This is a genomic window from Sphingopyxis sp. GW821-FHT10B01 (assembly GCF_059415685.1).
This window is the reverse complement of the sequence record NZ_JBWKNS010000005.1, coordinates 308,416-322,076: the sequence shown is the minus strand read 5'-3', so window position 1 is coordinate 322,076 and position 13,661 is coordinate 308,416. Positions and strand designations below refer to the sequence as shown.

General features: G+C 61.7%; 9 protein-coding genes. 2 read left to right on the top strand and 7 right to left on the bottom strand.

Annotated features, from left to right (window positions below; translation table 11 throughout):
• The first annotated feature begins 12 nt into the window (after positions 1-12).
• Positions 13-1,395: an amidohydrolase family protein gene (locus tag AC07NV_RS16910; RefSeq protein ID WP_495167547.1), complete on the top strand. Its 1,383-nt coding sequence runs from the start codon at positions 13-15 to the stop codon at positions 1,393-1,395.
• Between the two features lie 13 nt (positions 1,396-1,408).
• A complete protein-coding gene (locus AC07NV_RS16905) occupies positions 1,409-3,553 on the top strand; it encodes a prolyl oligopeptidase family serine peptidase (protein WP_495167546.1) in 2,145 nt (714 codons plus the stop codon).
• Between the two features lie 541 nt (positions 3,554-4,094).
• Here AC07NV_RS16905 and AC07NV_RS16900 read toward each other — a convergent pair.
• The 7 genes from AC07NV_RS16900 to AC07NV_RS16870 form a co-directional block, all read right to left on the bottom strand.
• Positions 4,095-5,198, bottom strand: a complete 1,104-nt coding sequence (locus AC07NV_RS16900) for an amidohydrolase family protein (protein WP_495167545.1) — start codon at positions 5,196-5,198, stop codon at positions 4,095-4,097.
• Between the two features lie 89 nt (positions 5,199-5,287).
• The gene (locus AC07NV_RS16895; protein WP_495167544.1) at positions 5,288-7,774 is read right to left on the bottom strand and encodes a TonB-dependent receptor; all 2,487 of its coding nucleotides are present in this window, start codon (positions 7,772-7,774) and stop codon (positions 5,288-5,290) included.
• Positions 7,775-7,891: 117 nt separating this feature from the next.
• The gene (locus tag AC07NV_RS16890) at positions 7,892-8,914 is read right to left on the bottom strand and encodes a FecR family protein (protein WP_495167543.1); all 1,023 of its coding nucleotides are present in this window, start codon (positions 8,912-8,914) and stop codon (positions 7,892-7,894) included.
• A 32-nt stretch (positions 8,915-8,946) separates the two neighbouring features.
• Complete coding sequence (locus tag AC07NV_RS16885) at positions 8,947-9,558, bottom strand: RNA polymerase sigma factor (protein WP_495167542.1); 612 nt, start codon at positions 9,556-9,558, stop codon at positions 8,947-8,949.
• 12 nt (positions 9,559-9,570) lie between these two features.
• Entirely contained in the window at positions 9,571-11,133 is a 1,563-nt protein-coding gene (locus AC07NV_RS16880; protein ID WP_495167541.1) for an N-acyl-D-amino-acid deacylase family protein, read from the bottom strand.
• 22 nt (positions 11,134-11,155) lie between these two features.
• On the bottom strand, positions 11,156-12,550 hold the full coding sequence (locus AC07NV_RS16875) for a serine hydrolase domain-containing protein (RefSeq protein WP_495167540.1): 1,395 nt from the start codon (positions 12,548-12,550) through the stop codon (positions 11,156-11,158).
• Between the two features lie 28 nt (positions 12,551-12,578).
• Entirely contained in the window at positions 12,579-13,616 is a 1,038-nt protein-coding gene (locus tag AC07NV_RS16870) for a dipeptide epimerase (RefSeq protein ID WP_495167539.1), read from the bottom strand.
• Positions 13,617-13,661: the final 45 nt, after the last annotated feature.

The window sequence follows — 13,661 nt, the reverse complement described above, 5'->3', positions numbered from 1 at the left end:
CGCCTTGCCGGCATGAGCCTCATTCTTGCAGCCTCCGCCGTTCAGGCGGCCGATCCGCCCTTGGCCAAGCCCAACGATCGCGCCGCGCTGTTCGATGCGAAGACCGAAACCAGCAACGATCTTCGGCGGGTGCCGGTCGCGCCTGGCACCAACGCCCCGAAGGGAATAATCCTCATCCGCAATGCGCGCCTGTTCGATGGAACGGGGGCCGAGGTCCGGACGGTCGATATCGTAATTGAAGGCGACAGGATCGCCCGCATTGCCGCGCAGGCAAAGGCACCGCAGGGCGCCGAGGTGATCGATGCGCAAGGCCGCACCGTAATGCCTGGTCTGATCGATCTGCATACCCATCTGACCTATGTGCAGAGCTTCGGGTTGCCGGCACCGACATCCGACGAAAGCCAGGCGGGGGCCGCGATCCGCGGCGCCGAACGGCTGCGCTATTTCGCCGAAAGCGGCATCACCAGCGTGCGGGACGTCGCCTCCCACGGCATGGCGCCTTTCCTGCTTAAGGACGAGGTTGCCGCCGGAAACATCCCGGGTCCGCGCATCTTCGCCGCCGGCCAGTTGATCGTCGGCGAGGGTGGTCATGGCACCGAAGGCATGGGAAGCCGCACCGCCCCCGACTATCCGGATGCGGCTGTGCGCGAGGCGTCGGGCCCCGAGGATTGGCGCAAGGCCGTGCGCACCAATTTCAAACGCGGCGCTGACCTGATCAAACTCGCCAGCCATTTCAGCCAGGATGAAGTCAATGCCGCTGTCGACGAGGCCCACAAGCTTGGCCTGCGCGTCACGGTGGATTCGGAATCCATCTATACGCGCATGGCGGTGGAGGCGGGCGTCGACAGTGTCGAGCATCCGCTGCCGCGCACCGACGAGACGGTGGCGTTGATGGCGAAGAAAGGCATCGCATCCGTCCCGACCTTTGTCCCTTACCAATATATCAATGCGATGGGCGGCTATTACGGCTCCACATCGCGCCGCTTCACAATCTCGGATGCGAGCATGTTCGCGATGGGCGCCAAGCTGAAATCATCGGGCGTCAAGTTGGGCGTCGGGACGGATCTGGTTGTCGACTGGCATCGTCATCTGCCCGAGGCCTATATTCAGGAGCTGCGCAACTTCCGCCGTCTCGGCTATTCCGCGCCGGAGGCCCTGATCGCTGCCACCCGGACCAATGCGGAAATATTGGGAATGGACGACCGCCTGGGCACATTACAGCCGGGCAAGCTCGCCGATCTAATCATCGTCGGGGGCAAGCCGGACCAGAATTTGGAGGATCTCAAGAAAGTGCAACTCGTCATCGTCGGCGGCCGCATTGTCGTTCGCGACGGTCGCGCGATTTTGCCGCCGCGCGTTGACACCAAGCCGCCCTACTCAAGCCGACCCGATTGAGGGCCCGCCGGTGATGAGAACGCTAAAAAATATACTCGTCATCTTGCCGTTAATCGCAGCGCCTGCGCCGCTTTCGGCGGCTCCAGATGAATATGAGTGGCTGGAGGGGCAGCATGACCCCAAGGCCCTGGCTTGGGCGGCCGAGGAGACCGCCAAGTCTCGCAAGATCATTGCCACCATGCCCAGTCGGGACAGGCTCCGGCTTGAGCTGACGGAATTAATCGCGGACAGCAGCCCTCCCCCCGAGCTTGCGATTCTCGGCCCGCTGGCGGTGCGTTTTCAGCGGTCGGCGGCGCATCCTCGCGGCATCATGTCCGTGGCCAAGCGTAACTCGCAAGGGCTTCCTGGCGAATGGCGCGATGTTCTTGACGTGGAGGCGCTGGGCGACGGTGCGGGCGCGGTATATGATCTGCATTTTTTTGGCATGGAAAGGGCATGCCTGCCGCCCGAGTTCACGCGGTGCATGCTTTCGCTCTCACCGGCCGGAGGCGTCGACGTCGAGCTGCGGGAATTCGATCTTCTTCGAGGCGAATTTGTTCCTGGTGGCTTCCATTTACCGGCCGGTCAGGGCGGCGCCATCTGGATGGATCAGGATCATCTTCTGATCAGCCAGAGTGCGGGCGAAACGCCGACACTTCCTACAGCTTCGCCAGCCGCAATCTATCTTTGGGAACGCGGCAGCCCCCTTAATCGGGCGCGCGTGATATTCCAGGCCGAACCGAAGGATGCGCGGTTGGTGCTGGGCGCAACCGGCGTCGGGCGGGATCGCGTCGGGACCATTTTACGCATTGTCGATCCTTCCACCTTCGAAACCTTGCTCGTGCGCAGCAATGGAACTCTTGAGCGCACATCCCTTCCGCCCAAGATCAAGCCGAATATGGCAAGCCCGACCGGTGGGCGCATCGTCGCCCAGCTGTCACAGGATGCCAAGATAGGCGGCCGCTTATTTCCGGCGGAAACCGTGGTTGCCTATGACACGGCGGTGGACGTACCGAATGCGAAGCGCCTTAGCGTGCTTTACTCGCCTCAAAGCGACGAGTTTCTGACCAACATGATGTACGGCATCGCCTCGGGGACATCGAAGGTCAGAATGATTTTCGATCGGCGCGGCCTGCAGCGCATGGTGACGGCGACCCGCCACGGGGAGAATTGGGCAATTGAAAGTCAACCGCCCGAAGCGGTCGGAACGACGATCGGCTTCGGCGCAGTTGATCCGGATAGCGATGCTGTTATCGTTCGGCGCTCAGGTTATCTCGTGCCGACCCGCCTGGAACTGGTCAGTGATACGGCCGAGCTGGCTTTGCTCTTCTCCGAAGCGCCGGTCATTGACGCCGAAAAATTTTCGGTAGCGCTGAAATCGACCCGCTCGAAAGACGGGACAGACATCGACTATTTCCTGCTTCAACCCAAAACGCTTGAAACCCCCGGCGAGACGCCAACGCTTTTAACGGCGTATGGCGCGTTCGGCGCATCGCACTCGCCAACCTATTTTGACCTAGGCGTGGGCGGCAAATCGCTAGCTCCCTGGCTGAAGCGCGGGGGCGCATTGGCGGTGGCCTTAATTCGCGGTGGCGGAGAGCGTGGTGAGGCCTGGCACCAAGCGGCAATTCGGGAAAAACGACAGAATAGCTACGACGATTTCGCCGCCGTTTCCGAGGCGCTGATCTCCGATGGTTTTACCCGCCCCGCCCGACTGGGCGTTTTCGGCAGATCCAATGGTGGTTTGTTGGCCGCGGTTATGGGCACGCAACGCCCCGATCTATACGGAGCGATCGTCAGCGACGTGCCGTTGACCGATCTGGTGCGAATGCCCTTCCTGGGCATGGGCGCGGCATGGACGGACGAATATGGCGATCCAGCGGACCCAGCCATGCGGGCCGCAATCGAAAGATATTCACCTTACCAGAATGTAGTAGAGGGAAAAGCTTATCCCCCTATGCTGGTTACTGCCTCAACGTCTGATGATGTTGTCGGACCGGGTCATGCGCGAAAACTGGCGGCCGAACTGAACGATGCGGGTGCGAAGGTCCTTTATCTTGAAGAGCCGGAGGGAGGGCATCTAGTCAGCAACCCCCTGACCCAGCCGGAACTGATGGCCGATCGGATGACATTCCTGATAAATATACTGATAGAGAGCAAAGGAGGCGATCGACGGTAAGCGACTTGCTCGGCGCTGTCAGTCTAGGCCGTGAGCCCATAACTGAGCGCAAATTTGGATCGCCATGGACTTAGTCATGGCGGCTAGCGGTCGTGGCAGAAGCGTAGCTAAGACATGACCGCTTTTGGGACTCATGTTCGTCATGCCGTATGGCCGGGATGAGGCGCAATGGAGACCTTCCATCTGTAGGTGAAAATGTGACGTAGGGCATGATGATGGGGCATGCGCTCTTAATCAGCGGCTCCTAGGGCCAAGCCCTAGTGCGTCCACCATTTTCTCAATGACTTAATTCCCATTCCTCGTTTGGAACGCTGACCTAATTGGCCTGCATAAGCACCGCGTAAGCACGAGCCCATATGGACACGGCACTTAACGCGCTTTTTTTTAAGAGAGCAAATTGCGCCAATATCATCTCGACATATGCTCCTCCCGAGGCGGCAAGCTGCGCGCGACTTTGCTTCAAATCACGAAAAATCTCCGCGCATTGTCCCCATAGGGGCAGGTGCTCGACGGGGAGTTTTCCGATGATTGCAGGGCAAAATTACTTGTTCGCACGCTTGCGCGTCCACTCGGCCCGCAGATAGGGCGCAAGGTTCGCACAGAGTTCTGCCCATTCGGTTTCGGTCACGGGGAGCTGCGCCTTTTCCTCCAGGAAATATTCTGTGGGCGGGTGCAGCGCCGGCCAGTCGCTGGCGAGCACGAAACGCCCCATCCCGATCTTGCGCATCAGCGCAACATACGCCGTGGCGCGCTCGGCAGAGGTCCGCTTGTCGCTGTCGTCCTTCGACTGCACGGCGGCGGCGTCGAATTGTACGACCGCGGAAATGTCGAAGACCAGATTGGCAGTGCCGGGCGCCTTGCGCGTGATCGCGTCACCATAGGCCGCCAGCGCGTCGAGCGTCGGCTGATCGACGCCACCATAGCCGCCGCCATGCGCAATCTGCACGGGCAAGTCGCCCGCCTGCGACAATATTTTGTCGATGAAGATTTGCACATTGGCGGCCGTGAAGGGTGCCGCCCCGCGCAGATGGACGACGAGCGGCATGCGAGCCTTGCTTGCGGCGGCGAAGAAGGCCGCCAGCTTGGCCACCTGTTCGGCATCGCCCGGATCGAAGCCGCTGTTGCCGAGGTGCAGCTTGACCCCCGATGCGCCGCGTTGGCGCGACCAGTAATCCAGCTCGCCCAGCGCATTGGACGCAAAGGGATTGATCCCGACAAATGCGACGAGCCGGCCCTGCGACGCGAGCGCGGCATCGACGTTGAAACGGTTTTCCGCTCGCATGCGCCGCGCCATTTCCGCAGGTTCGAGTGTGGCCTGGGTGAAGCCGAACATATAGCCCGTCGACAACAGCACGCCCTGACGGATGCCCGCACGATCAAGCTCGCGTATCGCGTCGGCGCCGCTGCGTTCGGTGAAGATATCATCGGATATGTCATCGAAAGCCTCGGGAACCTTGGCTTTCATCTCGCGCAGAAAATCGGAAATCAGTGCGCTTTGGATATGGATGTGATGATCCGCCACCGGTGCGGGTTCGGTGTGCGTCCTGTCTTGCGTATGCGCCGGGCCCGCCGCAAACAGCAGCGCGAGCGCAGAGGCCGCAATGGATCCGGTGCGGATCGGGCGCAGTTTTGCAAAAACGATCATATCAATATCCTTCCCGTCATGGTGATGGGCCGCGACCGGAATCCCTGTCCCTGCGCGGCCAAAGCGCGATCGCGCTTCGATCCGAAGCGCTAGATCCTGTAGTCGAAGGTGATGCCGACGGTGCGCGGTCGGACGACATATTGTTCCAGGGGATTGGCCGTGCCGCTCGTCACGCCATGGGAATTGCCGATGTTGTCGAGAAAGAGCGTGATGCCGGCACGATCGCCGCGCACGCCTGCACGCATGTCGAAAAGATGATATCCGCCCTGCGGAGCGCCCGCGACCGTGGAATCGACAACAAGAGCGCCGGGCGCTCGGGAAATATACCGGTGAGACAGCACCACCGACAAATCCATGCCGCCCGTATCGCGCTCATAGGAGATCATGTTCGAGATCTGCCATTTCGACGCGCCCGGCAGCCTCGCCCCCGCGGGCACCACCGGTCCCGGGGTGTTGGGGGCGGGATCGAATGTTTCGGACAGCTTCGCGTTCAGATAGGTCAGGTTACTGGTCAGGCTGAGGCCATCGAACGGGCGCAGCGTCGCGCTCGCTTCAAGGCCGTAGCTGCGCGCTTTGCCTGCATTGTCGGCATAGTTGAGCGAATTCGAGGTCAGCCGCAGCTGGATGTCGCTCCAGTCGACATAAAAACCCGTCAGATCGAGCAATAATTTGCGGTCGAACAGGTCGGCACGCAGGCCGGCTTCATAGTTCCACAGCGAATCGCTGCCATATTGGCGCGGGACGTCCGATCCCGGCAGCGACGGAATGATATTCGGGCCGCCGAAGCGAAACCCCTTCGACACCAGCGCATAGGCCATCAGCCCCGCGTCGGAGGTCCAGGTGATCGATGCCTTGGGGTTGAAGCCGCTGGATTTCTGTATCCCGGTCATGTCGACGACCGAATTGCCAGTGCTGAGAAATGATGAGAGCCCCGTCAGAACCGAGCGCAACGTGAGTTTCTGATCGAAGACACGGCCGCCGAATGTTGCCTTGAGCCGGTCGCTGAGATGATAGGTCGCCTCACCGAAGAGTGCGCTTTCGCGGGCGCGTCCCGTGATATTTCCGTCGAGGAACAAATCATCCGGTGCGAGAACCGCCCCCATCCCCGGCCCGATGAGATCGTCGACCACGGCTTGCAGGCCCGTCGCATGCAACCGCTGGTTGAGGCGGACCTTCGTATTGTCATGCATTGCGCCGATCACATAGTCGAACGCGCCACCAGGCGCGGACGCCAGCCGAATTTCATAGGTTTGCCCGACATTTTTCGCCGGTGCGAGCGAGGTGATCGGCGCGAGCCCGAACAGCGCCTCGGAAAAAGCCGCACTATAATCGTCACGCGTATCTGATTTCTTGGCGTGATGGGTCGCGGTCGCCGTCAGCGTGGCGAAATCCAGATCCTGGTCGAAGCGCATATTGTGAACGAGCGTGCTGAAGCTGCCGCGGTCCGGAAACGCCGTTCTCTTCTTGAGTTCGCCCGCGAGCGTCGGTTGCTGAAAGCCCGCATCGTCGGTCGTCTGCCGCTGCTGCAGGAACATATAGGAAATCGACGTGTTCGGCCCCGGCTTCCAACTCGCCAGCAACCGGCCGCCCTTCGTCACGGTGCGATTGGAATCGCGTTTGCCGGTGCCGATATTGTCGATGTAGCCGGCATCCTCGCGATAGACGAAAACGCCGCGTATGCCGAAAACATCCTCGACAATCGGCGCGTTGAACATGACCTTGCCGGCGCCGCCCGTTCCGCCCTGCTCGGTCCCGCTGAGACCGGCTTGCACACGCCCTTCCCAGCGCGTCAGGTCGGGACGATTCGCCTGATAGTTGATCGCGCCGCCCAGCGAGGCCGAGCCGAACAATGTGCCCTGCGGCCCCCGCGCCACGGTGACATTGTCGACATCGAAGGTGTCGATATCCGGCGTGCCGATCGAAATAGAGGGATCGGTGAGCGGCACGTCGTTGATGAACACGCCTGTTGTCGCCTGCCCCTGATCGCGGCCGGTAGTGGTCGAAACGCCGCGGATCGCGATCGAGCCATCCCCTGGCCGGCCGGCGTTGAAGACGACGCCCGGCGTGCGCGTCAGATAATCGCCCAGGCTCTGCGCGCCCAGTTTGTCCAGCTGCGCGCCCGTCTGCGCGGATACCGACCCCGATATCTTGCGCACCGGCTCAGCGCGCTTGGTGGCCGTCACGATGATTTCGGTGGCATCGGCAAAAACCGCACCGCCACTCGCTTCCTCGTCGCGCGAAGAGGTCTGAAGGCGTTCGATGATATAGGCGCCCTGCGCCGTTCGGCGCGCCGCCAGCCCCGAGCCTTCGAGCAGGCGATCGAGGGCCTGATCGGTCGTGAACGCCCCAATCAGCGCAGACGTGCGCCGCGAACCCACGACCGACGGGCTGAAAATGATTTCTGTCTTGGTCTGGCGGCCCACCTGACGGATCGCCGAGGCAAGGCCCTGCGCCGGGACATTGAGTTTGACCGGCGCCTGCGCCTGCGCGGCGACCGGAGTCGCCAGCAGCATAGTCGGTGCGATTGTCAGCGCGCTCGCCAGACTGATACGCAAAAGCGCGTTATGTACTGTCATGGTTTCTCTCCCCCATCTGTCCCTGTCGAGGCGCGATTTTTTTCGCGCTCTCCATCGACATCACGCAGCACGGAGAGAAACCCGCACCGGCCCATGGATATTTTTTGCTGACGCGGTTCAGGGACGTGCGGGAGGACTCACCAGTTCGATGCGGTCCGAATGCGTTCGCGCCTCGACCGGCAGCAATTCGCCTACGATCGCAACAAAGCGTCCCGGATCGCCGGTCCGGAACACACCGCTGATGCGCTGTGCCGCCAGACGTTCGTCCGCCATACGAATGGGACGGTCGGTATAGCGGTTGATCTCGGCAACAGCCTGGCCCAGCGGTTCATCGACGAATTCGACAAAGCCTTCACGCCAGCGCAGCTTCGTCCCCAGATCGGCAGAAACGACCCGTGGCGCCGCCCCGGTCTGCACAATCAGTTCCTGCCCCGGCCGCAGCACGGTCGGCGTGTGCACAGCATTCGCAGCATCCCGCCGGTCCACCACGACTTTGCCCTCGACCAGAACCACCTCCATGCGGCCGGGCTCAAGGCGAACCTCGAAGACGGTGCCGAGCGCCGTGACGTGACGATCGGCCGCTTCGACCACGAACGGACGGGCCGCATCGTGCGCAACCTCGAACAGAACCTGACCTTGTACCAGTTTCACGATGCGGCGCTGCGCCGAGAAAGCGATGCGAACTTTGGAATCGGTATTGAGCGTGACCTTGCTGCCGTCGGCCAACACGACGGTCCGCAATTCGCCCTTGCGCGTCGCATGAACCATATCGTCCGTCGAAGCGGCGACAAGGGCGCCACCGTTCGAAGCCGTTTCGACCGGAGCCGCCGTGCGATAGGCCGGTTCCAGCAGGATGATCCCGGCGGCCAGTGATGCCGCAATCAGCCCACCGGCTGCAGCTTGCCAGATTCTTCCGCGACGGGACGGTGACGCGGCAAGAACAGCGCGGCGCTGCGCCGCAAGACCGGGATCGCTCTCGTGATCATCGTAGAGATTCCAAGCGTCTACCATGCGCGCGAACTGTTCGGCATGGTCTGGCGACTCGCGCAGCCAGTCATCGAATTCGGCCTGCTCCTCGGCAGAAAGGTCGCGGCCGTCGCGGCGCACATACCAATAGCTTGCGGCCTCTGCCGGGGACATGCCGTATGTGGGCCCGCTGCTTTTCCGACCGCTCATTCTTCGTTCATCCGGTGGGCCATGTGCGTCATCGCGCGCTGCATATGCTTTTCGACAGCGCTTACCGATATGCCGAGACGCTCGGCAATTTCGACATAGCGCATCCCCTCCAGACGTCGCAGAATGAAGATGGCGCGTGTCCTTTCCGGAAGCTCGAGCAGGATTGCCGATGCGCGCGCGAGCCGCTCCCTGTTGGCAAGCACGTGCTCGGGAGAGAAATCCACGCCCGAATGGGTGTCGGGACAAAATTCCTGGTGCAGATGTTCCTGGCGTGCCCGGCCCCGCCGGTGGCGATCAGTGAGGACACTGCTGGCGGTGGTGAACACATAGCCATCGATTCGATCGTCATTCTCGACAGCGCCGCGACGCATCAGCCGTTCGAAGACCTCCTGCACCAGATCATCGACATCGGGCTTGCTTTCAATTCTCCGCGAAAAATAGCGTTCGAGCGCGAGGCGGAAGCGCGTGTGCAGTCCCGTTATGCGCGCGCGCTCGTCGATCAGGTCACCGTTTTCACCAGTGCATTGCACGGCAACATCCTCGCGCGCTGGGCAATAGATTACCTCCCCGTTTGACGGGCCTATGCGACGCGATGGCAGCGCGAGCAACCCCGGCTGCCGTCACACATCGGCGTCCTTCATTTTGCCGGTGCACCGCGCCGCACGGGCTGGCCCGCCCGGACACCGGTCGGCTGGCCATTCCGGAAGGTCAATGCACCATTGACCCAGACCCGCGATATGCCGATCGACAGGGCCGACGGATTTTCGCTCGTGGCCCGGTCGGCGACCGTTTCGGGGTCGAATGACGCCGCGATCGGCAATCCCCATATGCTCAGCCGCGGCGCCCGTCATCTTGTGGACCGCCTGCTCGAGCGTGAGCAGCTTTTGTTGGCGAACATATTGACGCAGCACCCGCGTGAAAGACCCGGCGCCGCGCGGATGACGATCCTCAAGTATACCATCGCTGCTGATATTGGCGTGAGGCCAAGCGATGAGCGTCGCAACATCGTCACCGCGCATACTGGTTCCAATCACCATCTCCTCCGCGCCGGGAACCTGTGATTCTGCGATCAACTGCATCAGTGCGGCTGCGGGATCGATGCCGCGCTGCGCCGCTATTTGCGCGACGGTCTTGCCGACGAGCGCCGGGTCGGGACTGAACAGCGAGAGCAGCAGTCCGTCGGCGGGCGCGAGGTGTTTGAGCGCGAACTCGGCGCTTTCGCGACTGTTGAAATCGCGCTTGGGAAACATGACAGTCAACGTCGATTGCCAATATTCATAGGGGTACACGTCGCCCGTAATGTCGACACCGGCGGCGCGTGCGCGATCCATCACATCGAGATAACGACCGGCCTGTCCCCACCAGTCTGTCATGGCGAGCTTCATGTGCGAGACCTGCACCGGCATGCCCGTCACGCGTCCGATCTCGACGATCTCGTCGAGCGCGGCCCATATATTCTGGTCTTCGCTGCGGATATGGCTGATGTAACGCCCACCCGCGCCTGCGGCTTCCTTCGCCAGCGTCAGCACTTCGTCCTTCGTGGCATAGATACCGGGATCATATTCGAGTCCCGTCGAAAGCCCGATCGCGCCCGCGGCCATAGCCGCCCGGACCCTCGTGCGCATCGTCGTGATTTCATGCGCGGTGGCGGCCCGTTTGTAGTCCTCGCCCAGCACTTCGGCGCGGACCATATTGTGCCCGACATAGGAACCGATGTTCACGGCAACAGGCGTGGTTTTCATCCGCTCGAACAGCCCCGACAACGACGGTTCCGACCCGCCATCCTGTCCAACGATGATCGTTGTGATGCCCTGACTCGTCGCCGTCAGCGCGTCGGGTTTTTCGAACAGGCCGATATCATGATGGCTATGCGTATCGATAAAACCCGGGGCGAGCACCTGCCCGCCTGCATCGATCACCGCTTCGCCGGGGCGCGGCGTCAGGTCTCCGATTTCGACGATATGTTCCCCCTCGATGCGCACTGAGGCGGAGCGCAACGGCGCGCCGGAACCGTCGACAAGACGCGCGCCCGCGATGAGCGTCGATGGCGGGTTCGCAGCGTTCGCTACGCCGGTCAGCGCCAGTGCAGCGGCGACCACCGCCAAAGCATGGCCGCGCGGCCGGCGCATAGTTCCGAGCCAGCGAAATCGCGACTTTCGTTCGCGGATGATGTCTGTCTTCATCGTCTTTCCCCTCCGATACTGCTCAGTTGTCAATCATGAAGGCGGACACCCGATCCCCGGGAGCAAGCGCCAGTCTCACTGTGACCTTCCGATCGCCATAGGTCGCCGAATAGGTGTAGGCTTTGTCGTCACCCAGTTCGCGGCGATCAGTGAGTTCGAGCTGCGTCAAAGGACCAAGGTCCTTCAACATCGGCGGGAAATACTGGTTCGCCATTTCGACAAAACCGGTGCGCCCGATGGGAATGTCCTGCGGACTCAACAGACCCTTGCCGGCCTTCTCGAGCAGCGCGGACACGCGACGTTCGATAGCGGGCTCGGGTGCCGGGCGCGGACCGGGCGCGACAAGCGCAGGATCCCACAGCCCGGCTATGCCGTCGACAAAGGTATTGAGCTCGGTGTTCGCCGAATTGGTCAGAAGGATGACCGAAAGATCATCGCCAAGATAGCGCGAATAGAAGGTACGGAAACCCTGCCACGCGCCGCCGTGATGATAGCGGGGATGCCCGCCAGCCTCGGCGATGTTCCAAGCGAAGCCATAGGGATAGGGCTTTCCGCTATTGAGACGGACGGGGGTATAGATCTGCTTCCAGCTCGCGCTGCTAAGCGCCGCGCCGTTTTCGACGCCCCGCGCCCATGCGATCATGTCGTTGAGCGAGAAGTAGAGCGAGCCGTCTGCCGTCGAATTCATGGTCGGCGATACCCAATCGTGATTCTTCAGCCGGTCATTGACGAGCTGATAGCCTGAGGCACGATGCGGCACGATATCGCCATCGCTGATGCCGCGTGCCGTCTTCATGCCCAACGGTTTGAAAATCTGTTTGTCGAGGATATCGAGATAGGACTGGCCGGTGGCCTTCTTCACCAGGATGCCAAGCAATATATAGCCGGTATTGCTATAGTTCCATCGCGCGCCCGGCTTGAAATCGAGTGGCAATGGATAGGCGGTTTTCACCAGCTCATCATCGCTATAGTCGCGTCGATAATCGAAGTCGGTCCCAAATTCGGGAATGCCCGATGTATGTGTCAGCAGATGGCGGATGGTGATCGGGCGCCAGCTCACCGGCGCATCGGGCAGATAGGTGGTAATCGGCTCATCGAGCTTCATCTTGCCGCGCTCGACCGCTGTCATGACCGCCGCGGCGGTGAACATCTTGCCCACCGAACCCGATTGGAAGATCGTGTCGGCGGTTACGGGAACATTGTGTTCGACCGTCGCCAATCCATAGCCCTTCGCGACCACAATCTCCCCCTTGCGGAGTACCGCGATCGCAACGCCGGGAACCTTCTGTTCGCGCATTTCGGTTTCGACGAACGCATCGAGCTGTTTCCTGAACGTGGCGGGTTCGGGTGCGGCGATCGCGGGCGTCGCGATGCAGAGCAATGTTGCTGCACCTATGGCATTGGCCAGTCTGAACATATTTCTCTCCCTAATATTATAGTTTTCTTCAAATCGGCCCGACAGCGGGTGATTGCCGAAGATCCGCCGTCACGCGCCCGGAACCTGGGCCGCCCCAAATGTCGTCGGGACACCAGATCATGCCGTCGCGATAATCGGCCTGCGGTGCACGATCGGACCGCAACAGAACCGGACCGTCGAGATCGACGACATCGCAAAACTGGCCGACGATGAAGGCAGGCGCCATGGCAAGCGAGGTACCCAGCATATTGCCCACCATCACGCCCATGCCGCGCGCACGCGCCGCTTCGACCATGGCAAGCGCCTCGGTCAGTCCGCCGCATTTATCGAGCTTGATATTGACGATAGAAAAGGCGTTCGAAAGCCCAGCGATCGAAGCCAGTTCCTGCACGCTTTCATCGGCCGCCAGCGGGATCGGCGACCGGAAGCCATCGAGATCGGCATCGCGATCCATGGGCAAGGGCTGCTCCACCAGCGCCACCCTTGCTTCCACCAGAACCGGCAGCAGACGTTCAAGCGCCGCGCGCGAAAAGCCCTGATTGCCATCGACGCCAAGCCAGACGTCGGGTCGCGCGGCGCGCGCGGCCCGGACGCGCTCGGCATCGAGACCATCGCCCGTCAGCTTGAGCTTGATCGCACGCGCATCGCCGAATGCCATCGCGCGCTCTGCCACGATATCCGGCCCATCCGCTCCGATCGTCCAGGTCGTGAGACGGGGCTCGGGCCGGACGACGCCCGCATCCAGCCACGCCGGACGCCCCGACCGGGATGCTTCGAGATCCCAGAGCGCGCAATCGAGTGCATTGCGTGCGCCGCCCGCAGGTAATAGCGACTGGAGCCTGGCACGGCTCATACCGTTAGCGAAATCAGCGCTTAGCGCTTCGATCTCTGCCGCGATGCTTGCCGGCGTTTCGCCGAGATAGTCAACGCCTGCCGCTTCCCCCCTACCCTCATATTCTCCGTCGCGAACGACCGCGACCACGAGCTCGATCTCGGTATAGGTCCGCCCGGTAATGCGGAACGGATTGGTGAGAGGCCATGCCTCGATACGAACGTCGATGTCCATCCTGTGATGCTCTCTACGGCCACCGCACCGGCCGAAGCCGGCACG

Bases quoted from the DNA above. Each gene is read 5' to 3' on its own strand.
- AC07NV_RS16910 (WP_495167547.1), top strand. From the start codon at position 13: ATGAGCCTCATTCTTGCAGCCTCCGCCGTTCAGGCGGCCGATCCGCCC.
- AC07NV_RS16905 (WP_495167546.1), top strand. From the start codon at position 1,409: ATGAGAACGCTAAAAAATATACTCGTCATCTTGCCGTTAATCGCAGCG.
- AC07NV_RS16900 (WP_495167545.1), bottom strand. From the start codon at position 5,198: ATGATCGTTTTTGCAAAACTGCGCCCGATCCGCACCGGATCCATTGCG.
- AC07NV_RS16895 (WP_495167544.1), bottom strand. From the start codon at position 7,774: ATGACAGTACATAACGCGCTTTTGCGTATCAGTCTGGCGAGCGCGCTG.
- AC07NV_RS16890 (WP_495167543.1), bottom strand. From the start codon at position 8,914: ATGTCCCCGGCAGAGGCCGCAAGCTATTGGTATGTGCGCCGCGACGGC.
- AC07NV_RS16880 (WP_495167541.1), bottom strand. From the start codon at position 11,133: ATGAAGACAGACATCATCCGCGAACGAAAGTCGCGATTTCGCTGGCTC.
- AC07NV_RS16875 (WP_495167540.1), bottom strand. From the start codon at position 12,550: ATGTTCAGACTGGCCAATGCCATAGGTGCAGCAACATTGCTCTGCATC.
- AC07NV_RS16870 (WP_495167539.1), bottom strand. From the start codon at position 13,616: ATGGACATCGACGTTCGTATCGAGGCATGGCCTCTCACCAATCCGTTC.